The 24,292-nt window shown below is 35.5% G+C and carries 25 protein-coding genes and 1 tRNA gene; 5 read left to right on the forward strand and 21 right to left on the reverse strand.

Annotation, left to right across the window (positions count from 1 at the left end; all coding sequences use genetic code 11):
• Nucleotides 1-34: 34 nt before the first annotated feature.
• The 9 genes from MNO09_RS24475 to inhA1 all read right to left on the reverse strand — a co-directional run bounded on the left by MNO09_RS24475 (nt 35) and on the right by inhA1 (nt 11,450).
• Nucleotides 35-451, reverse strand: a complete 417-nt coding sequence (locus tag MNO09_RS24475) for a YodN-related protein (protein ID WP_000490304.1) — start codon at nt 449-451, stop codon at nt 35-37.
• 101 nt (nt 452-552) lie between these two features.
• Entirely contained in the window at nt 553-2,745 is a 2,193-nt protein-coding gene (locus tag MNO09_RS24480) for an MMPL family transporter (RefSeq protein ID WP_000856429.1), read from the reverse strand.
• A gap of 111 nt (nt 2,746-2,856) precedes the next feature.
• Nucleotides 2,857-3,504 carry a phosphatase PAP2 family protein gene (locus tag MNO09_RS24485; RefSeq protein WP_000727811.1) on the reverse strand — a complete coding sequence of 216 codons (648 nt, stop codon included), beginning with the start codon at nt 3,502-3,504 and terminating at the stop codon, nt 2,857-2,859.
• A 59-nt stretch (nt 3,505-3,563) separates the two neighbouring features.
• On the reverse strand, nt 3,564-4,613 hold the full coding sequence (potD, locus tag MNO09_RS24490) for a spermidine/putrescine ABC transporter substrate-binding protein PotD (protein ID WP_000772499.1): 1,050 nt from the start codon (nt 4,611-4,613) through the stop codon (nt 3,564-3,566).
• Nucleotides 4,614-4,651: 38 nt separating this feature from the next.
• Complete coding sequence (gene potC / locus MNO09_RS24495) at nt 4,652-5,452, reverse strand: spermidine/putrescine ABC transporter permease PotC (RefSeq protein ID WP_000714200.1); 801 nt, start codon at nt 5,450-5,452, stop codon at nt 4,652-4,654.
• A 6-nt stretch (nt 5,453-5,458) separates the two neighbouring features.
• On the reverse strand, nt 5,459-6,307 hold the full coding sequence (gene potB / locus MNO09_RS24500) for a spermidine/putrescine ABC transporter permease PotB (RefSeq protein ID WP_000715495.1): 849 nt from the start codon (nt 6,305-6,307) through the stop codon (nt 5,459-5,461).
• Nucleotides 6,304-7,287, reverse strand: a complete 984-nt coding sequence (potA, locus tag MNO09_RS24505; RefSeq protein ID WP_088106956.1) for a spermidine/putrescine ABC transporter ATP-binding protein PotA — start codon at nt 7,285-7,287, stop codon at nt 6,304-6,306. Before potA ends, potB begins: the two co-directional genes overlap by 4 nt.
• 236 nt (nt 7,288-7,523) lie before the next feature.
• Nucleotides 7,524-8,891 carry an aldehyde dehydrogenase gene (locus MNO09_RS24510; RefSeq protein WP_000116791.1) on the reverse strand — a complete coding sequence of 456 codons (1,368 nt, stop codon included), beginning with the start codon at nt 8,889-8,891 and terminating at the stop codon, nt 7,524-7,526.
• 171 nt (nt 8,892-9,062) lie between these two features.
• Nucleotides 9,063-11,450: a M6 family metalloprotease immune inhibitor InhA1 gene (gene inhA1, locus MNO09_RS24515; RefSeq protein ID WP_001035922.1), complete on the reverse strand. Its 2,388-nt coding sequence runs from the start codon at nt 11,448-11,450 to the stop codon at nt 9,063-9,065.
• 342 nt (nt 11,451-11,792) lie between these two features.
• On the opposite strand from inhA1, the gene MNO09_RS24520 reads away from it, so the two are divergent.
• On the forward strand, nt 11,793-11,927 hold the full coding sequence (locus tag MNO09_RS24520; protein WP_000276217.1) for an anti-repressor SinI family protein: 135 nt from the start codon (nt 11,793-11,795) through the stop codon (nt 11,925-11,927).
• 79 nt (nt 11,928-12,006) lie between these two features.
• Nucleotides 12,007-12,330: a helix-turn-helix domain-containing protein gene (locus MNO09_RS24525; RefSeq protein WP_000578867.1), complete on the forward strand. Its 324-nt coding sequence runs from the start codon at nt 12,007-12,009 to the stop codon at nt 12,328-12,330.
• Between the two features lie 75 nt (nt 12,331-12,405).
• Here the strand turns inward: MNO09_RS24525 and calY are convergent, their stop codons facing one another.
• The 6 genes from calY to MNO09_RS24555 all read right to left on the reverse strand — a co-directional run bounded on the left by calY (nt 12,406) and on the right by MNO09_RS24555 (nt 17,336).
• A complete protein-coding gene (gene calY, locus MNO09_RS24530; RefSeq protein ID WP_000053717.1) occupies nt 12,406-12,999 on the reverse strand; it encodes a biofilm matrix protein CalY in 594 nt (197 codons plus the stop codon).
• A gap of 297 nt (nt 13,000-13,296) precedes the next feature.
• Nucleotides 13,297-14,121: a DUF4047 domain-containing protein gene (locus MNO09_RS24535; RefSeq protein WP_000921207.1), complete on the reverse strand. Its 825-nt coding sequence runs from the start codon at nt 14,119-14,121 to the stop codon at nt 13,297-13,299.
• Nucleotides 14,122-14,255: 134 nt separating this feature from the next.
• On the reverse strand, nt 14,256-14,843 hold the full coding sequence (locus MNO09_RS24540) for a CalY family protein (protein ID WP_000172832.1): 588 nt from the start codon (nt 14,841-14,843) through the stop codon (nt 14,256-14,258).
• Between the two features lie 62 nt (nt 14,844-14,905).
• Nucleotides 14,906-15,475, reverse strand: a complete 570-nt coding sequence (sipW, locus tag MNO09_RS24545; protein ID WP_000767786.1) for a signal peptidase I SipW — start codon at nt 15,473-15,475, stop codon at nt 14,906-14,908.
• A gap of 191 nt (nt 15,476-15,666) precedes the next feature.
• Nucleotides 15,667-16,953: a D-alanyl-D-alanine carboxypeptidase family protein gene (locus tag MNO09_RS24550; protein WP_078182922.1), complete on the reverse strand. Its 1,287-nt coding sequence runs from the start codon at nt 16,951-16,953 to the stop codon at nt 15,667-15,669.
• Between the two features lie 155 nt (nt 16,954-17,108).
• Complete coding sequence (locus MNO09_RS24555; protein ID WP_000251865.1) at nt 17,109-17,336, reverse strand: hypothetical protein; 228 nt, start codon at nt 17,334-17,336, stop codon at nt 17,109-17,111.
• A 285-nt stretch (nt 17,337-17,621) separates the two neighbouring features.
• Between MNO09_RS24555 and MNO09_RS24560 the strand changes: the two genes are divergently transcribed.
• A complete protein-coding gene (locus MNO09_RS24560) occupies nt 17,622-17,846 on the forward strand; it encodes a hypothetical protein (RefSeq protein ID WP_000090228.1) in 225 nt (74 codons plus the stop codon).
• A 189-nt stretch (nt 17,847-18,035) separates the two neighbouring features.
• Nucleotides 18,036-18,108 (forward strand) — tRNA-Val (locus tag MNO09_RS24565).
• A gap of 64 nt (nt 18,109-18,172) precedes the next feature.
• Here MNO09_RS24565 and MNO09_RS24570 read toward each other — a convergent pair.
• The 6 genes from MNO09_RS24570 to MNO09_RS24595 form a co-directional block, all read right to left on the reverse strand.
• Nucleotides 18,173-18,769: a hypothetical protein gene (locus tag MNO09_RS24570; RefSeq protein ID WP_140399211.1), complete on the reverse strand. Its 597-nt coding sequence runs from the start codon at nt 18,767-18,769 to the stop codon at nt 18,173-18,175.
• 219 nt (nt 18,770-18,988) lie between these two features.
• On the reverse strand, nt 18,989-19,258 hold the full coding sequence (locus MNO09_RS24575) for a hypothetical protein (protein ID WP_001195377.1): 270 nt from the start codon (nt 19,256-19,258) through the stop codon (nt 18,989-18,991).
• A gap of 18 nt (nt 19,259-19,276) precedes the next feature.
• Nucleotides 19,277-19,636, reverse strand: a complete 360-nt coding sequence (locus tag MNO09_RS24580; protein ID WP_001036553.1) for a hypothetical protein — start codon at nt 19,634-19,636, stop codon at nt 19,277-19,279.
• 125 nt (nt 19,637-19,761) lie between these two features.
• The gene (locus tag MNO09_RS24585) at nt 19,762-19,944 is read right to left on the reverse strand and encodes a DUF3976 domain-containing protein (RefSeq protein ID WP_001178300.1); all 183 of its coding nucleotides are present in this window, start codon (nt 19,942-19,944) and stop codon (nt 19,762-19,764) included.
• A 28-nt stretch (nt 19,945-19,972) separates the two neighbouring features.
• Complete coding sequence (locus MNO09_RS24590) at nt 19,973-20,350, reverse strand: hypothetical protein (RefSeq protein WP_001109910.1); 378 nt, start codon at nt 20,348-20,350, stop codon at nt 19,973-19,975.
• Between the two features lie 2 nt (nt 20,351-20,352).
• A complete protein-coding gene (locus MNO09_RS24595; protein ID WP_000428520.1) occupies nt 20,353-20,562 on the reverse strand; it encodes a helix-turn-helix transcriptional regulator in 210 nt (69 codons plus the stop codon).
• 823 nt (nt 20,563-21,385) lie between these two features.
• On the opposite strand from MNO09_RS24595, the gene odhA reads away from it, so the two are divergent.
• The gene (gene odhA, locus MNO09_RS24600; protein WP_088106953.1) at nt 21,386-24,253 is read left to right on the forward strand and encodes a 2-oxoglutarate dehydrogenase E1 component; all 2,868 of its coding nucleotides are present in this window, start codon (nt 21,386-21,388) and stop codon (nt 24,251-24,253) included.
• The last annotated feature ends 39 nt before the right edge of the window (nt 24,254-24,292 follow it).

The following is a 24,292-nucleotide window of genomic DNA, read 5'->3' on the forward strand; positions in this document are numbered from 1 at the left end:
AAATAGAGGACAGTCTTATAGTAGACTGTCCCCCTCACGCTCTACGCCGTTTCATTTCCTGCAATACTTCTTCCGCTTTTTGCTCATACGATAAATCTTTAAAGAAATCCGCCAATCTTTTATAATCATTATACGTATCTAATAAGTCATCAATTTTTTCTACTTTCATCACTTGTTGTTTTTGCTTCATTTTTACTGGATAACGATAGCCTGATACTTCTTGTATTTTGTAATACTCATTCTCTACTTGAATGACCTTTACAAGTTCCTCCTCTTCCGCATCCATCGTATACCCATCAAAATCTCTAAGCAATTCATAAATGATATGAGTCCATTCATCTTTTGGATAATATCCTTTTTCTAACCGATAACCGACAATGCGATACATATGCCCATCGTTTTCTGCAAACTGTACTGTATCATTTAGCTTAAACTTAAAATAACGAAACATTGCCTTCACCTACTTATATGTAATGTTCTTATCACATACTATTTGCAAAATGTAGGTCTTGCTATTCATAAAAAAATACTCATCTATAAGATGAGTATTTTTTACGATGATTTTTCTCTTTTCTTTCGAAATGGTAACCACCAGTTCCAATCTCCAAACAGTTTCATTAAACTTGGTACAAGCATAAGACGAATAATTGTTGCATCAAGGAATATCGCTAATGCAACACCAAGCCCCATTTGCCGTACTGGTAAAATATCAGTAAAGGCGAACGCACCAGTTACAACAATCATAATTAACGCAGCTGATGTAATGATTCTACTTGTTGACACAAGTCCTTCTAACGTCGCTTGATCGTTATCTCCTGTTTCTTCATACAGTTCATGAATACGTGAAATAAGAAAGACTTCATAATCCATGCTAAGCCCAAATACGAGACCGAAAATGAAGATAGGTAAGACAAATAGAACAGGACTCGCTTCTAAACCAAAATGCCCACCTTCAAATAACCAAACAACAATTCCGATTGTTGCACTTAAACTAAGTATATTCATAATAATCGCCTTAATCGGAATGAGTATAGATCGGAATGCAAATAATAATATAACAAAGGTCGATCCAAATATAACAGACATACCAATTGCAACTTTATCTTTAATTTCATCTTCTAACTCTTGTTGGAACGTCGTCATCCCGCCTAAATAATACGTAACATCTGTTTCTTTATAATTTTGTTTAAAATCACGAACCCACTGTTTAGCAGTTTCAGTACGTGGTTTTGTTTTCAAAAAGATTTCTATCGTCGTCTTATTTCCTTTCGTATATGCTTCAAATATAGGAGCTAGTTTCGCTGCTTCTGGCGACTCTAACATTCCAGCAACTTGATCTGCTTTCATACCAGTTAACTCGTCGTATAAGCTTCTCACTTCATATACTTTCTTATCATCTTTTAACTTTTGAACGACTTCTTCTATCTTTTGTAAACTTTCTTTTTCTTTCATATCTTTTTTCGTCTCTACTACTAACGTAACATCAGCATGTTTTTTTGCAGTTTTATTAAATGCCTCTTCGTACTTCTCATATGCAATTCTTGTATCACTTTGTTTAGGTAGAGCTTCTACGTCAGGGAACTGCAAATTAGCTGTACGTAACGGTAATAAGCAAATCACAATAAATGTTGTAACAACAATAATCATTGCGATTGGATGTTTCATTACAAATTGTGCAAACTTACGCCACGCCTTTGCCGGCGTATGCGCTACTTGATTCTTTTTTAATATTCGTTTCCCAATTAATGATAATAGCGCTGGAAGAAGTGTGAGTGAGAATAAAATACTCATAATCACAACAATCATTCCGCTAATTGCGACAGACTGAATATAATCGATTTTAAAGAAAAATAAGCCGGATAATCCAACAAATACACATAATCCTGAAAATACGATTGCGCGCCCTGCTGTCTGATATGTAATTGCGATCGCTTCTTTTACCGTTCGCTTTGCAACTTCCTCTCGAAAGCGATTTACAAATAATAGTGCAAAATCAATAGATAGCGCAAGTCCAATCATGGGTGCAACATTTAACACAAAGATAGATAGTTCCTTATCGCTACCTATAAAGTATAATATGCCCATCGTACTAATAACACTAAGTGCCCCATTTACAATTGGTAAAATAGATGCCAAAAGACTACCAAATGAAAATAGTAATACGAGAAATGCAATTGGTAACCCAATCATCTCTGCTACTTTTAAATCATTTTGCGTTCTTTCATTAATCTCTTGATTAATTTTTGGAAACCCTGTAGGCGTTACTTTTAATGCTGCATTACTTTCCTTTTCGATTTTATCAGCAAATTGCAATGTCTTTTCCATTCGTTCTTTATTTGTTTTCCCGGAAAATAAAATTGTCGCATAGCCGATATCATCTTGTAACATTTCTTTATTTTGCACTGGGTGATGGAAAGATTCATATGTCTCTTTCTCTTGTACATTCTTTACAATTCCCTCTACTTGCTTTTGAAATTCCTCATGTGAAGCACCCTTATTTTTTTCAAAAACGAGTAGAAGTGTGTCTTGAGACCTCTTAAAATCTTTATCTAAAATTTCTTTCGTTTTTTGATAGTCCCCTTCCGTTTGGAAACCATCACCACCTAATACTCCCGGCAGCTTTGGAGCGAAAATACCGAGTGCGATCGCAACCAATAGTAATGCTACAATTACTGTATAACGAAACTGATACAAAAAAGCTCCTAATTTCCCCCACTTATCTACTTTATGTACATTTGTTTTCACACATTTTCACCTACTTTAAATAATTCAATTGTCATTTATACTGTATCACATCTTCGTACAAACAAAAAACGTCTGGAAACACTATATTGATAGTTTTTCCAGACGTTTTTTTTATCTCTCTTTATTAAGTCCCAATCTCTCCGTAAGTAAACGATGGCAGTAAATCGCCATAATTAACAAAATACCACCTACGCAATAACCAGCTAAAATATCAGTTGGATAATGTACATTTAAAATAACTCTACTTAATCCAATCGATACAATTACTATTCCCATCAAAATCGTTATAACATATTTCCCTGTTACACTCTTCAAATTTGCCGCAATGATATAAGTAAGAAATCCGAATGTCATAATAGATAACATTGCATGCCCACTAGGGAAGCTATATCCAAGCGCATCCAACGCTTCATTTAACGACGGACGCTCTCTTTTCACAATTTCTTTTATCCCTTTATTAACAAGATGTGTTATTAAAATGCCCATTGGATACACGATCATCGCAGCATAATAACGTTTTCTCCAAAAAACAAGTAAACTTATAGCCAGCGTAGTTACGATCCCGATAGCAGAACCTAATTTTGTATAGTGTGAAAAAAATGTAAGCGAACCTTCTGTTTGTAATCCTTTTACTAATGCTCGGACATATGTATCCATCACTGTAACGCCACCCGCATGTACACGCCAAGCCACAATGCCAAATACAGCAAGTAATAAAACGATACATACTACCTCATATTGATGCAACTTCTTTTTCAAGCGATTTCCTCCTACTATGAAAAAATGCGATTTCTATTTTAGAAACCGCATTTCCTTACTTATTTACCTTTTGTTTTTAACTCTGTCCAGTAACGATCATAGTCTTTTAGCTTATCGTCTACATCAACAAGCCATTCTGTACGATCTAATTCTTCTTTCGTTAAGAAGATCATATGATTATCACGATATTCTTTACTATGAAGAGGATGAGCTTTTTCATTAGGATTACTGTATCCAATTGACTCGTAGTTTTTCACACTTACTTTTTCATCTAATAAGTAGTTCATAAACTTCTCTGCAAGCTCTTTGTTTTTCGCACCTTTTGGAATTGCTAACGTATCAGCCCAAATTGTGCCACCTTCTTTTGGTACAACGTACTCTACATCTTTATTATCTTTTGCGATAAACGCTGCATCTCCAGACCAAACTGTTCCGATCCAAGCATCTTCTGTAATGAATTTTTGTTTAATATTATCTGTATCAAATGCTAATAAGTTTGGAAGCAGCTTCTTTAAATCATCTGCTGCTGTCTTTAACTGTGTATCGTCTTTCGTGCTGTTTGAGAATCCATGCTTTTTAAGACCCATTCCTAACACTTCACGAGAATCATTTAATAAAGTTACATGCCCTTTATATTTTTCATTCCATAGGTCAGCCCAGCTTGTAGGAGCTTCTTTCACATACTTTTTATTGTATGCAATACCTGTTACGCCCCAAGTATATACTAAAGAATATTTATTCTCTGGATCAAACGCCGGTGTTTTGAAGTTAGAAACCATATTTTCGATATTCGGGATATTCTTTTTGTCTAACGGCGCTAATAAATCCATTTTCGCCATTGTTTTAACCATGTAATCAGACGGCTGAATTAAATCATACTTCGCGCCACCTGCTTGTAATTTCGCAAGCATTTCTTCATTACTTGCATACTTATCATAGTTAATTTTCACGTTATATTTCTTTTCAAAATCTCTTAGTACTTGCTCATCAAAATTGTCAGCCCAGCTATAAATGTTTAACTCTTCTTTCTTTTCACCACAACCAGCAAGTACACCAGCAACAAGGCTAAAGCTAATTGCTGCGCCGGCTAATCTTTTCATTAATTTCATCGGTTTATTACCTCCTCGTACTTTCTATATCGTTCGTATTATAAAGGAAGGTGTCCTCCAGAGTTTTCTTCACCATCTGCACCTTTGTTACGGAAGATTTCAGATAGAACCATTAATCCTACGATAGCTACAATTAAAATTGTAGAGAGTGCATTAATTTCTGGTGATACTCCGCGCTTAACCATACTGTAAATGTATAATGGCAATGTTGTTGATCCTGGTCCTGATACGAAGAAACTAATTACAAAATCATCAATTGATAATGTGAATGTTAATAATGCGGCTGAAATGACCCCTGGTGCAATTGCTGGGAACGTTACAAAACGAAACGTTTGCCACGGCGTTGCTCCTAAATCATTCGCAGCCTCTTCTAAATCACGTCCCATACCAGAAAGACGTGCTGCTAAAATAACGACAACAAATGAAATACTAAATGTAATGTGCGCAATAATAATTGTTGTTTTACCAAGTTCCATACCTAATTGACTAAATAAGATAAGTAAAGATAATCCCATTAAAATATCAGGAATTAAAATTGGTAAATACACAAGGCCGTTAATAGCCCCTTCATAACGATATTTATAACGATGTAATGCAATCGCGAAAATCACACCAAGAACTGTCGTTACAACCGTCGTTACGATCGCAATCGTCATACTATTTACAAACGCATCAATAACATCTTGCTTTTGAAATAAATCTGTATACCAATGGAATGTAAAACCTTCCCATTCCGCATTAATGCGAGAATCATTGAAGGAATATACCATTAAAACCATCATTGGAAAATACAAGAACAATAAAATTAACCAAGAATAAGAAACTAAAAACTTCTTCATCTTTGCCTATTCCCCTCCGTTTCCATCATATTTATATACTTTCGTTGCACGATAATATAAGTAAATTAACAGAACAGAGAATAGAACAACAATCATAGATAACGCAGATCCAAACGGCCAGTCACGCGCTCCTAAGAATTGATTTTGAATTACGTTTCCGATTAATGCTACTTTCGATCCACCCATAACGTCTGATACAACAAACATTCCGATAGAAGAAACAAACACTAAAATAGAACCAGTAGCAATCCCTGACATCGTCATTGGTACTGTTACATTCCAAAATGCCTTTGCTGGTGTTGCTCCTAAATCATAAGCTGCTTCTAGCTTACGCTTATCAAGCTGCTCAATCGCTGCATACACCGGTAAAATCATAAATGGTAATAAAGAATAGACCATTCCGAGTATTACAGAAGGTGTGTTATATAGTAAATTTAAAGGTTCACTTATAATACCTAGTTTCAATAGCAATGTGTTTACAAGACCTTGTGAACGTAAAATAACAATCCATGCGTATGAACGAACAAGGAAGTTAATCCAAAACGGGATCGTTGCCAATAATAAAAGAATTGAACGGTATTTGCGATCAACAATTGTAATTGTATAAGCAAATGGATAACCAATTACTAAACAGATTACTGTTGTAATAACTGCAATCTTAACAGTTTCCCATAACGTTCCCATGTATAGTGGATCAAACACACGAGCTATATTCTCTAACGTAAATTGCATTTCCACTGTCCCATATGCCCCGCGCTGCATAAAGGCAAATGCCAATACAAACAGAAGGGGAATTAGGAAGAAGATTAACAGCCACGCGACTGTCGGTAGTGCGAGTAATTTCCCTTTTTTCAATTTAAGGTCACCTCGTCCTCTTGCTCCCAGCCTACGTATACATTATCTCCAATGCTCCACTGCGCTGCTTCTTCAGCAGTTTGATATGCCATTATTAATTCTGATGTTTTCTCGTCACGTACATATAGCTTTTCCATATTTCCAACAAACTCAACGTCTTCAATATGTCCAAGATGGTATTCTTTTAAAATCGGCTCTTCAACCGAACGTACCTTTACGTTTTCAGGGCGAATTGCTACATAGCCTTCCCCATTTTTCACAATATTATTTTCACCGATAAATGTCGCAACGAACATTGTTTTCGGCTTATTGTAAATTTCTTTCGGCGTTCCAATTTGCTCAATATGTCCTTTATTCATAACGACAATACGATCACTCATGCTCATCGCTTCTTCTTGATCGTGCGTTACGTATATGAATGTAATTCCTAAATTACGTTGTAAGTTTTTCAATTCACGTTGCAAATCTTTTCTTAACTTAAAGTCTAACGCCCCAAGTGGCTCATCTAGTAATAATACACGCGGGTTATTTACAATCGCTCTCGCAATTGCTACACGCTGCTGCTGTCCACCAGAAAGCTTTGCAGGTTTACGATTACGGAACTCAAGTAACTGCGTTAAACGCATTGCCTCTTCAGCACGCTCTTTCTGCTCTGCTGCCGGTACTTTCTGCATTTTCATACCGAAACAAATATTTTTCTCCACATTCATATGTGGGAATAGCGCATAATGTTGGAACACTAAGTTCATATGACGCTTATATGGTGGCAAGTCGTTAATCTTTTCATCATCTAATAAAAGATTCCCTTTAGTTGGCGTTTCAAAACCTGCGATCATGCGAAGTAACGTTGTTTTCCCGCAACCACTCGGCCCTAAAATCGTTAAAAATTCCCCTTCTTTAATGTCTAAAGAAAGAGGTGGGATAATCACTTGATTTCCAAAATGTTTTTCTACTGCTTCAACTTTAATAATCTTTTTCATTTTCCCGTCCTATCTACCTTAAATTTTAATTTTTATATTCATGAATAAATATTTATGTTTTATAGACTATTTTTTGTTTCGATCCAAACAAAAATGGTTGTTTAGCAGCGTTCTCTTCTATTCTTTATGTAGTATGTTTGATTCATTTTTGCATGATACATATGTCGAACAGAAAAACCCCTTCCATTGCGAAGGGGCTATTATCATACGGCTAGGCCTACTGATAAACACCATCATCATTTTAACAACTTTCGTATGAATTTTAAAGCACTTTTTGTAGAAGAGTAACGAATTTTCATATCGAATGCCGTAGATTGGGCTAAAATGCTTTTATAATGTGAAAAAGTCCGAAAACTTTCTTCCCCATGATAACTACCTAATCCACTACTTCCAACACCACCAAAAGGTAAATATGGCGTTGCAAGATGATAGACAACATCATTAATACAGCCTCCGCCATATGAAATATTACTTGTCACTTTCTTTTGTATTTCTTTATCTTCAGAAAATACATATAACGCTAACGGCTTCGGATGTTGCTGAATTGTGCCAATTACCTCTTCTATGTTGTCGTATTCTACAATTGGTAAAATCGGACCAAAAATTTCATCTTCCATAACAGTACTTTGCCATGTAACATTCGTTAACACTGTTGGTTCTATATGTAAAGTTTCTTTTTTATAGTTCCCACCGATTACCGTTTTACCATCTTTCAAAAATGCACATAAACGTTCAAAATGACGTTCAGTCACAATTCGTACATAATTGTCATTGTTTAGTGGATCTTTTCCATACTGCTCCGCAATTTCGTGTCTTAATGCCTCGATTAACTGTTCTTTCACCGAAGTATGCACATACATATAATCAGGCGCTACACACGTTTGCCCCGCATTTAAAAACTTACCCCAAACAATTCGTCTTGCTGTTACATCTATTTTTGCATCTTTATGTACAATACATGGGCTTTTTCCCCCAAGCTCTAACGTGAGTGGCGTCAACCGTTTCGCTGCTGCTTCCATCACAACTTTTCCAACACCGACACTACCTGTAAAGAAAATATAATCAAACGGTTCCTTTAACAATTCCGTACTCTTTTCTACACCGCCTTCTACTACCGCTACAAGCTCTTCTTGGAATAATTCCTCTAACATCCTCGTAAGCACTTCGGAAACGTTTGGCGTTAGCTCTGACGGCTTTAAAACAATTGTATTTCCAGCCGCCAACGCTCCTACTAGAGGTGCAATTGCTAATTGAAACGGATAGTTCCACGGTGCAATAATAAGTGTCACACCGTACGGTTCAGGCACTACTTTCCCCTTTGATCCAAAGTGAGTGAGTGCTGTTCGAACCCGCTTCGGTTTACTCCACGATGAAATATGCTTCAATTGAAAGGAAATTTCTTTTAATACATATCCAACTTCCGTTGTAAACGACTCATGAACTGACTTATTTAAATCTAATTTCAATGCCTGAAATATCTCTTCTTCAAAGCGCTGAATGCCTTTATAAAGCTTCTTCAAATTATTCTTTCTCACTTCTATACTTCTCGTATGACCATTATAAAAATATGCCTTTTGTTTATTTACAATAGAAGAAACACTCATTCATTCACCTTCTCCCACTATTTTTATCCAATTCTTTCATTATTTATATAGACTTCATATATAATAAATTTCTATTCGTAAAGTTACATTATATATAATTTCTTCTTGCATATAAAATTCATTGCTCACAAAAAAACTACCGAAAGAAAATCTTTCGGTAGTTTTACTGTATTAACGATATAAACGAACAGCACCTGCAGAATTATCATCAGCTTGTCCTACTACTTCAAACTTCAGGCCAAGATTCGGTAAAATACGTCCTGCATCTGGAATCTGTTTATTAATATACGTTTTCGAATCATCAAACTTCGGTACGCCTGCTAAGCCATTATACGTATACGTTCCGCGCGTTGGAGATACAACTTTCCAAGCTGGCGTTTTATCAAATGAGAACGCCGCATCAGCGATTTGGAATCGTGTACTACTTGCTACTGTTGGTTTACCATTTAAAGTTCCAACAATTGCTTCTGGATGAGAATCAACTACGCCAAGGAAACCATGTCCTGGATGTAAACCAACCCAGTTATCTGTATAAGCTGAGTCTGCATACCATACAACCATACCTGTGTTGTATTCTGGACCGCGAGCATATTTCAATGCGTTATCTGAACCAGCATAGTTTCTCCACTCTACATAATAGTTATGTTTTTTCTTCTCTGTTCCATTAGATACAGCGAATCCATCTAATTTGAACTGCGGTGTACCTTCTGCATCATCAGAGAATACTACTTTACCGTCTACATTTAGTGATGCATTATCAAGTAGGAAACCGTTTAATGCTAAACCACCATCTGTAATGTACTCAAATGTTAATTTTACTTTCTTACCTTTGAATTGGCTTAAATCGTATGATTTGTCAATCCATTTTCCATTTGTTGAATGTGCATTTCCACTATTTGCTTTCTCACCAAGTTTTTCGATTAATGTTTGCTGACCATCTTCTGTTACAGCATGTACTTCAAGGAAATCATACTCTGCTTCAATTTCATACAATGACTTGAAATCAAATTTCGCAGTCGTTGCATTTGTTAAATCGAACAGTGGCGTCTCCATTTTTGTGTGAAGATTGTCACCTTTTGTGCTGTAGTAATACTGCTTACCAAATGCTGGAGCAATTGTTTTTATATCTTTATCTGGCAAGTTAACACGAATCATACCTGGGCGGTTAGATTTCGTAACACTTTGGTCTAAATATGTTGCTAGACCGATACCTTTATTTAATTTCTCGTAATCTACTTCTACGATATTTGCCCAGTTACCACCGATTGTTTTTTGGAAAAACTCTTTATTTTGTGGTGAGAAACTCGTTGGCGTTGTTCCTGCAATGTTACCAGCCCAGCTTCCGCCACTCATAACAGACCAAGCTTGAATTGGTTCACCGTCACCAGTATAGTCAGTATCATACTCATCTGGAAGACCTAAATCATGACCATATTCATGTGCGAATACACCAACTGCGCCATCTTCTGGTTCAATTGTGTAGTCGAATGCTGCGATTTTTCCGCCCCAATATGGAACTTTCGCTTGTGTGCCTTCAATTGGGAATGGTTTTGGTCCAACAGTCCAGCGATGTGACCAAATTGCATCGTCACCTAATTTACCGCCGCCTGCTTCTTGTCCAACACCCGCATGGATAATCATTAAGTGATCGATTAAACCGTCCGGTTGTTTTTGATTTCCATCGCCATTTACATCATATTGATCGAATTGGTCAAACTCTGATAAATCAATACCGCTATCTACAGCTGCTTTTAATGCATCTTTTACTAAATCACGTGGTCCTTTTGGTCCTTTATTATCATGACCTGTCGCACCATCTGCACCGTAATCAGCAGCTTTACCAGGAACTGTTAACCATTTTGTAACTGTTCCGTCTACTGTATAACTACCGCCAGATTGCTCTTCGTAATATTGTTTAAACGTTTCGATTTTGCTACCATCCTCTAATGCGAATGGCTCATTACCGAATAACATTTTTTCATAATGTTCTTTGTTAAAATCGTCAGTATACATATAACCAGGTTCTTTATCAATATTGTTATGTTTAAAGTCAGCGTACTCTACAAGTAAAACGAGTACTTTATCTTTACGAACTTCACCGTTATATTCTTTTCCCTTTGCTGGAGAAGTTGGTACTTTACCATTTAGACCACCCTTAACTGGGCCTGTCGCTGCAGGTGTTCCTGTTGCTGGTTTGTCTAACTTTTCTTTCGTATCAGCTTTCGCATCTTTCACTTTCTTTAAAAAGTCAGATGCTTCTTTCGTAAGTGGGTCCCCATTTGATACTTCTTTCCCAGGATTTTCACCCTTTTTGTTCTCTACGTATTTTTCGACGGCTTTCTTTGTTTCTGTCTCTGAAGCCTTCGAATCAATTACCCCACGGTTTTTTAGCGCATTTGCTAAACGTTCTTCTGGAATTAAATGATCATCGACTGGGCTCGTAGCTGTCTTATTCACAGGTGTTTCAGCATATGCAGACTGGCCACCCGCTCCGAATGAAAGACCTAACACAGCTGTCAAAGCGATTGATGACAAAACTTTGAACGGTTTCTTGTTCATCCCTTATTTCCTCCCCTAATAAAAAATATGTATTACAAATTGAATTTTATTAAAAATTCAATATTTTTTCAATATTTAGTTATATTATGTAATTTTTTTAACATATTTGTAAAAATTCCATAGTTAGCATACGAATATATCACAATTCAACAATGTTTTCTGAAAATATTGAAAATATTTGTCAGAAACTTTATAATCGCCATAGAGGGAATTTAATGGGGATTTTATCTTTGTTTTATCTACAAAATATTTGATAATTCACTATATAAAACACAAAATGCGATTGCATTATCATATATTCTGTAGCAGCAGTTATGACCGATAATTAGGGAGGAATTACATTTGTACAAAGATAAGACTGACGCACTGGACCAAGAATGGATTGATTTAATACTTGAAGCTCTAGACGCTGGTATCGCCCTGCAAGATATCGAACATTTTTTCCAACGTATGAAGCCATCCAGTCAGGCTCAATAGGCTTGTTCTTTTTAACGAAGTTTATGTTATAATAATGACATCATAAGACGACTACATATTGATAGAAAGGTGCGCAAATATGATTGGAGAACGTATAAAACGCCTTCGCTTACAAAAAGGTATTTCATTAACTGAACTTGCCGAAAAAGCTGGTGTTGCTAAATCTTACATTAGTTCTATAGAACGTAATTTACAAAAAAACCCTTCCATTCAATTTCTTGAAAAAATCGCAGCAGTTCTACAAATTCCAGTTGATACTCTACTTCATGATGAAACAGCAAAGGAAAATCACTTAGACTCCGAATGGACACAACTCGTTAAAGATGCGATGAGCTCCGGCGTCTCCAAAGAACAATTTCGTGAATTTCTTGAATTTACCAAATGGAAGCACGATCAAAAATAATAAATAGAAAGAAGTGCTTACAACCAGCACTTCTTTTTTCTTTATAAAAAAAAGCGGGGAGTCCCCGCTTTTTTATTATCTTTCAGTGCCTTCTTCTTGGTTAGCATTGAATGTCCATTCTAAATTCAATGAATCACCTTGGAAAATATTTTGGTCTTGTCCATTATCTACGAATTCAAACTGTACCCATAAATAATCCTCTGTACCAGCTTCTAATCCACCCTTTTCTCCCCACTCAGGAGCAAAGATGTCTTTAGCTAAAAGATCTGGATCAGTTTTTTGTAAGTCTGCTAAAGTTGTTTCATATACAGGCTCACTTTGTTTATCCCAGTTCCAAAGGAATTTCACTTTAACGTGCTTACCAAAGTCTTCACCAGCATTATCGCCTTTTGCATCTTTCACAGTATACTTTGTTGCTAGTTTAACGTCTTTAATTGTTAATGAACCGCTATTCTTTAATAAGAATTCTTTCTTAACAGAATCCCCTGGTTTTAAATCTTTAATATCTACAAGCGTTTTAGGGTCTAATGTAAGATCTAACGTCCCAGCTGCAAATGTATTATTTGATACTTCTTTATCGCTAAAGAATGCAAACGTTCCTCCACCAATTAAAGATAACCCCAATGCTGCTGATGCAACTCCCATACCTAATTTCTTTTTCAGACTCACAATCAATTCCCCCTAGCTGTTTTTTATATTTTTGTCTCTTATTTTTCAATAAGAGATATAAAGAAAACTATATTAGCTTAGCTAATGTTTGTTCTCTTTTAAAAACCTTAAGTTCATTATAACGAACATAACTCTATAAATACAACAAATATTTATTAGTATTTTCAATTATTTTTATTTCTCAATATTATTTTGTTTTTTCTGAATTTTTATGTTTATATTTTAAGAAATACAATAAGTGCGGGGGCAAATACTCCCTCACACTCATATACATCATTTTTTATATCGGTCGTCAGTTTATTCTGATGATTTCTCATTATGATCTGTGGTAGTAGCCTTTTCATGAGTTCCTTGCTCAGGCTTTTTAGCTGTCTCTACTTGTTTCTGTTCTTCTATCTTCTTCTGTTCTTCTGCTTTTTTCTGCTCTTCTACTTTCTTCTGTTCTTCTACTTTCTTTTGCTCTTCCGCTTTATTCTGCTCTTCTACTTTCTTTTGCTCTTCCACTTTATTCTGTTCTTCTACTTGTTTCTGTTCTTCTACTTTCTTCTCCTCTTCTGCCTTCATTTGAACTTCCGCCTCTATCGCATCATTTAATTGTTGGTGAAGAATCTGAATTTGTTCATCAATCGCTTGCAAACTAACTTCTTTCGCAATATAATCGTGGTTCTCTTTTATACTATGAAAACCTTCATTCACATATAGGGCTACTTGTTGAATCGATTCACTTTTATTCACTTTTAATTCTTCTTGTATTTGATTATAAGGAGCTTCGATTGTAGTATATACATTTTGCAGCGCTTCCTCCTCAGAAGCAATTTTCTCACGTCCTTGTTGCCACACTACAATTGCCTGTTCAATTTCTTCTATAGAAGTTACTGCCAACTTCCCCTTCATTTCTCCATACTGATGCTCAATAAACTGTTTATGTTGCTCAGCTTCCTCTTTTAACGTATCAACTGTCTTTGGAAATATAATCGCTGTAGAAAGAGCGGCTTCCACTTTCTTTTCATTAATAAATGCAGCTTCTGTATACGTCATTATTTGAGAGCCTAAATAAAACGTAATGGAGCATATACAAGGCAATATAAGCATCTTTTTTAATTTGCGAGGTGTTTTCAGCATCTTAATCTCTCCCATCGAACAAAATGTTCTCTATACAGAACGTTACTTTTATTATAATAAAGAACGATACAAAATGATAGCTATATACTAGAAAAATAGAAAAAGGACTATCCATTTGATAGCCCTTTTTAATATTATTTTGCTTCACCTTCTGTTTGTTGTGCATCAAACGTCCAAGTTAAATTTAGTTTATCGCCTTGGAATTCATTTTGGTCTTTTTTATTATCAACAAACTCGAATTTCACTGTGAATTTATCAGACTTACCTGCAGAAATACCTTTTTCATCCCAGAACCAAGCAGCTAAATCATTATCTACCGCTGTAAGTGTGTCACCCTTCAATTTATCTAGCGTTGTTTCTTTTACGATTGTTTCATGCTTGTCTACATTTTTTAAGAATGTTACTTTAATATGTTTACCAAAATCATCTTTATTGTCGCCCTTCGTATCTTCTACCTTATAATCTGTTTTCAATAGAACCTTTTTAATATCTAAAGATCCTTTATTTTCTAGTTTAAAATCTCTTTTAATTGTATCGCCAGGCTTTAAATTCGATACATTAACAACTGTTGATGGATTTAATGCTAAATCCAGTGTACCAGCCGCAAATGTATTGTTTGACACTTCTTTATCACTGAAAAATGCAAATGTTCCTCCGCCAACTAATGCAGCTCCTAATACAGCTGATGCGATACCCATTCCTAATTTTTTCTTTAAAGTCATGTCCATATCCCCTTAATCTATATATTTGTTAACTTCCTAAACGGAAAGTATAACCAAACGAACTAGACGGATTGTTCTACTTTTTTCTCTTTCTTTTCTCCGTCAATGCTACGAATCGCACCAAAAATAGAAATCGCGGAATAGCCTAATAAAAAGACTCCTGGAATAATAAGAAGCAATGCAGCTCCAGCCTTTGAACTAGCATAATTTAATGCATATCCTGCATAAGGAACTGTAATATCTGCATATTTCCCAATTACATTCTCCGCACGTACTGGTTCTAAATCAGGACCGTTGTTGTTATCACCTTTTGTTTCATACATTACTTTTCCATTTGTATCTTTCACACCGATAATACGGTGAGTGATAATTTTTTCATCTTTCTCTTTAAAGGTAATAACATCACCTTTTTGATATTTAGAACCATCTTTCGTCGGTTCTATCGCAATGATTGATCCTGTTAAAAATGTCGGTTCCATTGATCCTGATAGCACTGATTTAAATTGATATCCCATCACTGTTGGATCTCCGCCACTCGCTTTTGACGAAATAACTACAAAAGCTAAAAAAACCATTAATGCAAATAAAACAAATGAGATAACGTTGCTAATCGCTTTCCAAATTAATTTCATCGTCTCTCTCCCTCTCCGTTGTTTTATATTATTTGGAGTATATAATACCCAACTCGTTCTCTAACAAGAACACAACTAAATAATATAACGAACAATAAATAAATGCAATAAGAAAATTTACAATTATTAGTTATTTTATATATACAAAAAAGACTGTGACAAAGTCTCTTCACAGTCTTTTTACTAGTAATTTATTTTTCTTCTGATTTCATTCCTGTTGTATTTCGGCGTAGCACTACAAATAAAATGGCTCCAAATAGTACAGCGGCACCTATCCCAATGCTTATTATTTTCACATTTGATTCATTTACTTCAGGCGTACCCGTATCTTTTTTAGGCATCGCAAAAGTAACATCTTCTTTTGAAAGAACATTTATCGTCGCAATTGTTTGATTATTTTTCGTGATGTCAACTGCACCAACTACCTCACCACGATGAATTCCTTTATGGTACAAAGAATCTTTATCTAATGAAGCCACACGGAAAATCGTCCTCACATTTTTACCTTCATCTTTTTTAAGCATAAGCTCTGCACTTTTTTCAAGCTCGCTATCAATATCTTTATTTAAATACGTTGCCTTTTGATGCCAGCTATGTTTATCTAATACAGTTTGCTTCACAAATTGACCGAAAGAATAGTCCGCCATCTGCTTCAAATCTTCATAAATTTCAGGTCTTTGGGAAGCCATTACTACATTTATAATGCGATTGCCATCCTTCTCATTTAATAGAACGAGTGTATTACGCGCTTCATTTGTAAAACCCGTCTTCCCGCCAATGCTATATGGATTTTCAAAATAAGTAGACTTATTAAAAATAGACACCGTCTGTCTAGATGTCGTAACTGTCGTTCTTTTCGTATTCATCGCTTGCAAAATTTCAGGATATTTTTGCACACCTCTCGTAATCATAGCCATATCATACGGCGTCGTATAATGGTTTGGATCATGCAATCCATTTGGCGTTACAAAGTGACTATCTGTAGCCCCTAATTGCTTTGCTTTCTCATTCATCATATAAGCGAAATTCTCAACATTTCCGCCAATACGCTCCGCAATCGCATAAGACACATCATTTGCACTCAGCACCATTAAAATCATAAGCGCAGTATTTCTATTAATCGTCTCACCAGGTTGAAATTCAATTTGATAATTACTCTTCTCTTGATCTAATGCTAATTGTGAAAACGTAAATTGATCCTCTGGCTTCGTATGCTCCATAAGTAAAATCGCTGTTAACACTTTCGTCATACTAGCCGGAAATGCACGATGATGTGCGTTTTTGTTATACAAAACATCTCCAGTTTTCCCATCAATCGTAGCTGCAAACTGACTAAAAACATTTGGTCCTTCCGCAGGTGGTGGTGCCACTTGTTCTGGATTCACTCCAACATTCGTCTCAGCACGTAACGTCATAGGTGTCAAAAAAAATAAACAAATAACAGTAACAAAAGCCAAAATTTTCTTAAAGTTTACCATATGACTCTCCCTTTTCACTATACTCTCACAGCTTAAAAACTGAATCTACCAATCTATATGTAAATTGTATTAAATTGGAAGAATATTCACTGTTTTTTACTATATCATACTTTTACGATAAAGAACATAAATATACAATAAAAAATAAGAAGGAATTACTCTTTCTTATCCTTCTCATCAATCAATGAATCTATTAAATTTTGACTAGCTTCCTCGGGTGTAATCTCATCTGTCATCCCCATAAACGACCAGCCTTTAGAATCGACCCACTCAACAAACTCTTGTAAAAACTCATCATGTGTAACATCCACATCAAGAATTGAGCCATTAATCGAAATCGTTCTATTTCTAGATACACGCATCTTGAACGTTTTCCTTACCATTACAATAATTCTCCCTCTACTCTTGAATAATTATAAAATAATCTTGTATCTCTGTTATACATGATTTTAAGTAAATTGTAAAAAGGATATATTGGCCAATTTGCATATTGAAGCTGAAAATCTATCATCCTGCAAAAACATGAAACGATATGTAATTGATCATAAACGACTAAATAAATCCACATAAAAACAAAACAACTTACATTTTATGACACCAAATACAAATGCCTTTCGTACAATAGAATGGTATATACTAGAAGAAACCTTAACATGAGGAGGAACTCTATGGCGCGTTGTACATATTGTAAAACGAAGTGGACAATAAAAGATGTATGGTCGATACTCGTGACATTTGAAAAAGATTGTCCGTATTGTTTTGGGAAGCAGTATCTATCAAAGAAAACATTGAACGCTATGCCAGAACTTATTAGCTTACCTTTACACTTCTTATTCCCTTTTCTTGTTGATTTAAGTGATGAAGGTCCTTTAGATTGGTATCGAAAAAAATAATATAACCACTTTATTCGAACTCACTTTTCATTACATTATCTTCTTATGTATTCCTTAATACACGACTAGCGCCATTCCAACTACTTTCCCTTCAAAAATCTAATATAAAAATATTGAAAAATTTCAGTTAATTATATATAATTGCTTTAGCATAACGATTAAAGATGCTATTACATACGCATTTTTGAAGGTCCCGTAGCTCAGCAGGGAGAGCGCCACCTTGACAGGGTGGAGGTCGTGAGTTCGAGCCTCTCCGGGGTCATAACAAAAAGAGAAACCATATCAACCTTCTACGTGATATGGTTTCTCTTTTTTATCTAAGCTAATCACTTCCCGCCAAACATCTTCTCCAAAGACTTCGCATTAGCAAACAATACTTCTTTCAAGTTATCATCTGCAACGATTTTATAGTCGCCATCTTTGTTTTTCTTTAAGTTCAATGTAACTTCGCGAGTTACCATTGCTGCATCTTTATCTGCTAAGTTTTTGACGATAGTTGATGTCATTGTTTTTTCGATTGCTTTTTCAGATTGCTCTTTGTCTTCGCTAAAAGCGCTAGCGAAGGCCATTGGCATAACTTCTCCCACTGCTTTTGTTACAGCAACGGATAGATCTGCAGATGTAATTTTCACTTTCACTTCTGCTTTGTCATCTTTTTTCGATACTTCTTCTGGCTTTTCAAATTTAAAGTTTTTCGTAATTGCACTCAGCATTGCTTTTGCCTCAGCATCATCTGTTTTTTCATTTAGTTTATTAAATTCCTTGTCACTCTCAACAAATGTACGAGCCTTTTCAACATCATCTTTTTGTATCGCTGTTAAAAATTCTTCTGTCGTATCTTTCGGATTTGCACATCCTGCTAAAACTCCTACTGTTAATCCTATTACCATCATTAACAGCAATAATTTTTGTATCTTTTTCACGTTCATTCTCCTCTTATCTTTTCTAGTAAGTCATCACTATATAATAGTATGAAACTGACATTACAAACATTTTTTAGTATAGCATTTATATGAGTCATTCGTTTCTATTTTTTCAAACGTCCCCTCTTTCCATCTCATAACGCTCACTACTCTCTATTAAAAATTTGTTTCTTCATTATAAATAGCAAAATAAAAACCAGCAACTTTAAGATTGCTGGCTTATCTATTATTCATATTCGAAAAAACAATAACAATTGCTCCAAGTACATAATGCCCTGCTACCATCCACATACTCCGATCAAAGATCATAAGCGATAACCAAAGCGATATATTAATAGCAGCAAATAATACATATAAAATGACGTCTCTCTTTTGTAGCGCCTCTCTATTCATCAAAATATAAATTGCACCGATTGGCGGAAGGATGAAGCAAAGGAAAAAAACAAACATTTTTCTTAACGACCATGGATATGAAGTTACTGTCTGCATATGAGTCTCCTTTTCACTTTATAGTACATGTAACATCGGTCTTACTACTCTATATTCGTCACTATCATGCTCCTTTATGATTAAAGGTGAGTGAGGATTTTTTTCTTCTTCTATCATTGTGAATACTTCTGTTTTTTCTTGTAATGTGTTGGATTCACTGTTTTTAGTAGGTTTTTTACTTATTTCGATTTTCTTCGTTACTTCTCCGAGCCTTTGCCCGACTTCTTCAGCTTTAGCAGGTTCATTCGTAACGTAGTATTCCTGGCCCTCCCATACTAACATAGGTGGCACTGGTTCTCGTTTGTTACATATTATATAAGTAATACTAGCTATAAGTAGTAGGCATGTTAATAAAAAGAAGATAGTTTTTTTGTTCATATAGTATGCTCCCTATCTATCATTTTATTAAATTATATAATATCCATTATATGTAGTAAATGGATATCTTGGTAATTTTCGGATTTTATACCAAAAAGAAAAACCTTACTCAAGTAAGGTTCATTCTATAGTGACTGATTTATTAAAACGATCATTACGATGATCGCTATAAACATAACGACTAAACAGCCGATCATTTTATAAAAGCCTCTTTTCGTTAACGTCCCACCTTGAACGTCTTTCCGAATAAATAAGAATACGGCTAAAAATAATACAAGTCCAATGCCAAAAGCATACATCATTTGCATATGTTAATCTTCCTTTCTCTCTTCCATCTTAATATCTTTTCGATAAAACAACAAATGAGATAAAAACTGTACTCATCGTAAGTGCCATAAGTATGTTTAATAGTTCAACCGCAGATAGTGTAATTACGTGTAGATTTAAACCGAAAGAGAAAAGAAGGTAATATGCCGTTAGCGCAAAAAAGCTGAAGAACATTCCTTTATAACGAATGAGTTTCATTCGCTCATCTTTTTCTTTAAATTGCGGATGTAAGTAACTTAGGCAGAAACTCATAATCATCATCCCAAGCAATGGATAAGTTATTTCTGGTGGTGCAGAATGCGTCATTATACCTGTTAATATCATAAATCCACTCATGAATAGAAAAATAATTCCCATGATTACAAAGTACTTTTGTGAATAATTCATCCCTATTCCCCCTCTTCTTTTCCTTCATAAATAAATACATGTTCTATCGTTGTCTGAAATGTTTTTGCTATTTCAAATGCTAACGGAAGTGATGGATCGTATTTTCCCTTTTCAATTGAAATGATGGTTTGTCTGGAAACTCCAAGTTTCTCAGCCAATTTTTCTTGAGATAGTCCAAAATTTTTTCGGTATTCGACCATTTTATTTTCCAAGGAAATTTCTCCCTCCTCCCTTATATCGAGTATAAATGTAAAGCAAACTTTACGTCAAGTTTCCTTTACATTTATTTTGTTTATTTTTCGTTCTATTTATATAGAAGAAACTTTTTCATTTTCAGCACGTCTATTTTGAAATGAAACATGGAACACTGTAATGAACCGTTACTATATCTCCTCCTCTCTATTTTTAAAATTTAATATCTCCCTATTTGTTTTATCCTTTTAAAATATTTCATTCATCTCTTTATTCCACGAAATGCGTTATTGGTTTTACGGTGTTTTTCGTCATATTTATAGAAACTAACTGTTTATGAAGCATTTTTTATGTTTAGCAACTTTTTTTGTAGAAATCCTTCACTTTCCTTTCAATATTTAACACTATCTAAATAAAGTTTACGATAAATTCATAATTTTTTATTTTTTATACTATATTCCGTTATATTGTTGTATAATATCAATGAAAGCGCTTATTATTTCAATATACATAATTCGAACTCATTTTTATCAAAACATTCTAATTATTATACTTATATTTACATGCAACAATTTTAGTTATTCGTGTAGGTATACCAAATATATCCACCCCATTTTTCTGTAAAATTACTTTATAACATGAAAGATTAACTTGGGTGATAAGTTATTGTGAATGTTTTTTTACAAAACAGATAAGTAATAGTGTTTGGTATTATGTAAATTATTGTAATAACATAAGAGTAAAGAAAACATTTACATTGATTATTGATTCATCAATTATTGAAAAGAGCAAAATGCACCTTTTGTAAGGAAAAGGATTATATGCATTGGGAGGTTTAAACAAATGACGAGGAAGAATACAACGACAAACCCTTGGACCAAGTTCCATGGTCCGAACCTTGGTTATGTTATTGAGCAGTATGATCTTTACGTAACTGGAGCAGGTTCTGTTGATCCGGAATTACAAGAGCTTTTTGAAATTTTTGGAGCTCCTTCGTTTCAAGATGATGTCGTAACAGGGGACAACACAGCAACACATTTTTCTCCTCAAAACACAGGGAACATTGAAAAAATTCTTAAAGTCGTTCAGCTTGTTGAACAAATTCGTTCATTCGGGCATACGTTGGCTCACATCAATCCGATGGAAGATGCTGCTAATGGACAATCTCTTCTTGAGAAAGCAATGAACGAACTGAGCGATGCTGACTTGAAAGCGATTCCAGCAAAAACAGTATGGCAAGATGCACCAGAAGGTATTCACACTGCACTTGATGTAATTCATAGATTAAAAGACGTTTATACAAAATCTTTAGCTTATGAATTTTCTCATATACAAGATAGTGAAGAACGCGCGTGGTTGCATCAAATGGTGGAATCAAATTCATTGCGTCAACCACTATCAAATAAAAAACGAACTGCTCTTTTAAAACGTTTAACAGCTGTTGAAGGTTTCGAGCAATTCTTGCATAAAACATTCGTTGGGCAAAAGCGTTTCTCTATCGAGGGCGTTGATATGCTTGTACCTGTTCTAGATGAAATTGTTCTAGAAGGTGCAAAGGGCGGCGTAGAAGATGTCATGATTGGTATGGCTCACCGCGGTCGTCTAAGCGTACTTGCACACGTATTAGAAAAACCATATAGTCACATGTTTGCTGAGTTCAAACATGCAAAAATAGAAGGCGCAGTGGCAAATTCTGGCTGGACTGGCGACGTGAAATACCATTTAGGTAGAGAACAAGTCGTTAGTAACGAAGAAGTTAGCACTCGCGTTACATTAGCAAATAACCCAAGTCACCTTGAGTTCGTTAACCCTGTTGTAGAAGGTTTTGCACGTGCGGCTCAAGAGAATCGTAAAAAATCTGGTCTTCCAGAACAAGATACTTCAAAATCATTCGTAATTTTAGTTCATGGTGATGCTGCATTCCCTGGTCAAGGTATTGTATCTGAAACGTTGAACTTAAGCAGATTGAACGCGTACCAAACAGGCGGAACAATTCATGTTATCGCAAACAATGCAGTTGGTTTTACGACTGATAGCTATGATTCTCGTTCTACGAAATATTCAAGTGACCTTGCAAAAGGTTTCGATATTCCGATTGTTCACGTGAACGCTGATGATCCAGAAGCTTGTCTTGCTGCTGCTAACCTTGCGATTCAATATCGTACATTGTTCAAAAAAGACTTCTTAATCGATTTAATTGGTTACCGCCGCTACGGTCATAACGAAATGGATGACCCAGCAGTTACGCAACCACAAGTGTACAAAAAGATTAAAAATCACCCAACTGTAAGAGCGATTTATGCAGATCAATTACAAGCTGCTGGTGTTCTAAATGCAGATGAGGTTGAAACAATGACTCAGTTTATACAAGAGCAATTAAAATCTGACTATGCACAAGTACCGCCAGCTGATACGAGCGCTGCAACAATTCACGTTAAAGTGCCAGATGTTGTTGCAAAAGGCATTCAGCCAATTGATACTGGTGTTGAGATTGACTCACTTCGTGCAATTAATGAAGGTCTACTATCTTGGCCAGAAGGCTTTAACGTATATCCGAAAGTGAAGAAAATTCTTGAACGCCGTAAAGACGCTCTTGAAGAGAACGGTAAAATTGAATGGGCACTTGCTGAGTCATTAGCATTCGCTTCTATTTTACAAGAAGGTACGCCAATTCGTTTAACTGGTCAAGATTCACAGCGTGGTACATTCGCGCACCGTCATATCGTATTACACGATACTGATACAAATGAAACATATTCACCATTACATCGCTTACCAAACATTTATGCATCCTTCTCTGTTCATAACAGTCCGTTATCAGAAGCTGCTGTTGTTGGTTACGAGTATGGTTATAACGTATTCGCTCCAGAAACTCTTGTTATGTGGGAAGCGCAATATGGTGACTTCTCAAATACTGCGCAAGCATTATTTGATCAATATGTTTCAGCTGGAAGAGCAAAATGGGGTCAAAAATCTGGTTTAGTTCTTCTATTACCGCACGGTTATGAAGGTCAAGGACCAGAGCATTCTAGTGCACGTCCAGAGCGATTCTTACAGTTAGCTGCTGAGAATAACTGGACAGTTGCAAACTTAACGAGCGCGGCACAATACTTCCATATTTTACGTCGTCAAGCATCTATCTTAGGAACAGAAGCTGTTCGACCATTAGTATTAATGACGCCAAAGAGTTTATTACGTCACCCACTTACGCTTTCAACTGCTAGTCAGTTAAGCGAAGGACGTTTCCAACCTGCTCTAGAACAAGAAAACCTTGGTACAAAACCAACTAAAGTAAAACGTCTTGTTTTAAGCACAGGTAAAATGGCGATTGACTTAGCAGCAGAAATTGAGTCTGGTAAACATGAGTATAACTTAGATGAAGTTCATGTCGTTCGTATTGAACAGCTGTACCCATTCCCTGCTGAGAAAGTTCAATCTATTATTAAACGCTTTAAAAACTTAGAAGAAATTATTTGGGTTCAAGAAGAACCTCGTAATATGGGTGCATGGCATTACATGGCTCCAATTCTGTTCGAACTTGCTGGAGATAAAGTGAAAACAGGTTACATTGGACGCCCAGATCGCTCTAGCCCATCTGGTGGCGATCCATTCGCTCACAAAGCTGAGCAAGAACTAATTGTTGCACACGCTTTAGATGTAAAGTATAACTTCCGTCAAGATAAACAAGAAATTGAAGTTTTCAGCAACTGAAAGTAACAATGAAGGTTTCTAGCTTGCTCCCCGGACAGA

Origin of the sequence: Bacillus sp. N5-665, assembly GCF_022637375.2 — a bacterium.
GTDB classification, from domain to species: Bacteria; Bacillota; Bacilli; order Bacillales; family Bacillaceae_G; genus Bacillus_A; species Bacillus_A wiedmannii.

Excerpts from the sequence above, each read along its gene's own strand:
- MNO09_RS24475 (WP_000490304.1), bottom strand. The coding sequence starts at position 451 with ATGTTTCGTTATTTTAAGTTTAAGCTAAATGATACAGTACAGTTTGCA.
- potD (WP_000772499.1), bottom strand. The coding sequence starts at position 4,613 with ATGAAATTAATGAAAAGATTAGCCGGCGCAGCAATTAGCTTTAGCCTT.
- potC (WP_000714200.1), bottom strand. The coding sequence starts at position 5,452 with ATGAAGAAGTTTTTAGTTTCTTATTCTTGGTTAATTTTATTGTTCTTG.
- potA (WP_088106956.1), bottom strand. The coding sequence starts at position 7,287 with ATGAAAAAGATTATTAAAGTTGAAGCAGTAGAAAAACATTTTGGAAAT.
- MNO09_RS24510 (WP_000116791.1), bottom strand. The coding sequence starts at position 8,891 with ATGAGTGTTTCTTCTATTGTAAATAAACAAAAGGCATATTTTTATAAT.
- inhA1 (WP_001035922.1), bottom strand. The coding sequence starts at position 11,450 with ATGAACAAGAAACCGTTCAAAGTTTTGTCATCAATCGCTTTGACAGCT.
- MNO09_RS24525 (WP_000578867.1), top strand. The coding sequence starts at position 12,007 with ATGATTGGAGAACGTATAAAACGCCTTCGCTTACAAAAAGGTATTTCA.
- MNO09_RS24535 (WP_000921207.1), bottom strand. The coding sequence starts at position 14,121 with ATGCTGAAAACACCTCGCAAATTAAAAAAGATGCTTATATTGCCTTGT.
- MNO09_RS24540 (WP_000172832.1), bottom strand. The coding sequence starts at position 14,843 with ATGACTTTAAAGAAAAAATTAGGAATGGGTATCGCATCAGCTGTATTA.
- sipW (WP_000767786.1), bottom strand. The coding sequence starts at position 15,475 with ATGAAATTAATTTGGAAAGCGATTAGCAACGTTATCTCATTTGTTTTA.
- MNO09_RS24550 (WP_078182922.1), bottom strand. The coding sequence starts at position 16,953 with ATGGTAAACTTTAAGAAAATTTTGGCTTTTGTTACTGTTATTTGTTTA.
- MNO09_RS24555 (WP_000251865.1), bottom strand. The coding sequence starts at position 17,336 with ATGGTAAGGAAAACGTTCAAGATGCGTGTATCTAGAAATAGAACGATT.
- MNO09_RS24560 (WP_000090228.1), top strand. The coding sequence starts at position 17,622 with ATGGCGCGTTGTACATATTGTAAAACGAAGTGGACAATAAAAGATGTA.
- MNO09_RS24575 (WP_001195377.1), bottom strand. The coding sequence starts at position 19,258 with ATGCAGACAGTAACTTCATATCCATGGTCGTTAAGAAAAATGTTTGTT.
- MNO09_RS24580 (WP_001036553.1), bottom strand. The coding sequence starts at position 19,636 with ATGAACAAAAAAACTATCTTCTTTTTATTAACATGCCTACTACTTATA.
- MNO09_RS24585 (WP_001178300.1), bottom strand. The coding sequence starts at position 19,944 with ATGCAAATGATGTATGCTTTTGGCATTGGACTTGTATTATTTTTAGCC.
- MNO09_RS24590 (WP_001109910.1), bottom strand. The coding sequence starts at position 20,350 with ATGAATTATTCACAAAAGTACTTTGTAATCATGGGAATTATTTTTCTA.
- odhA (WP_088106953.1), top strand. The coding sequence starts at position 21,386 with ATGACGAGGAAGAATACAACGACAAACCCTTGGACCAAGTTCCATGGT.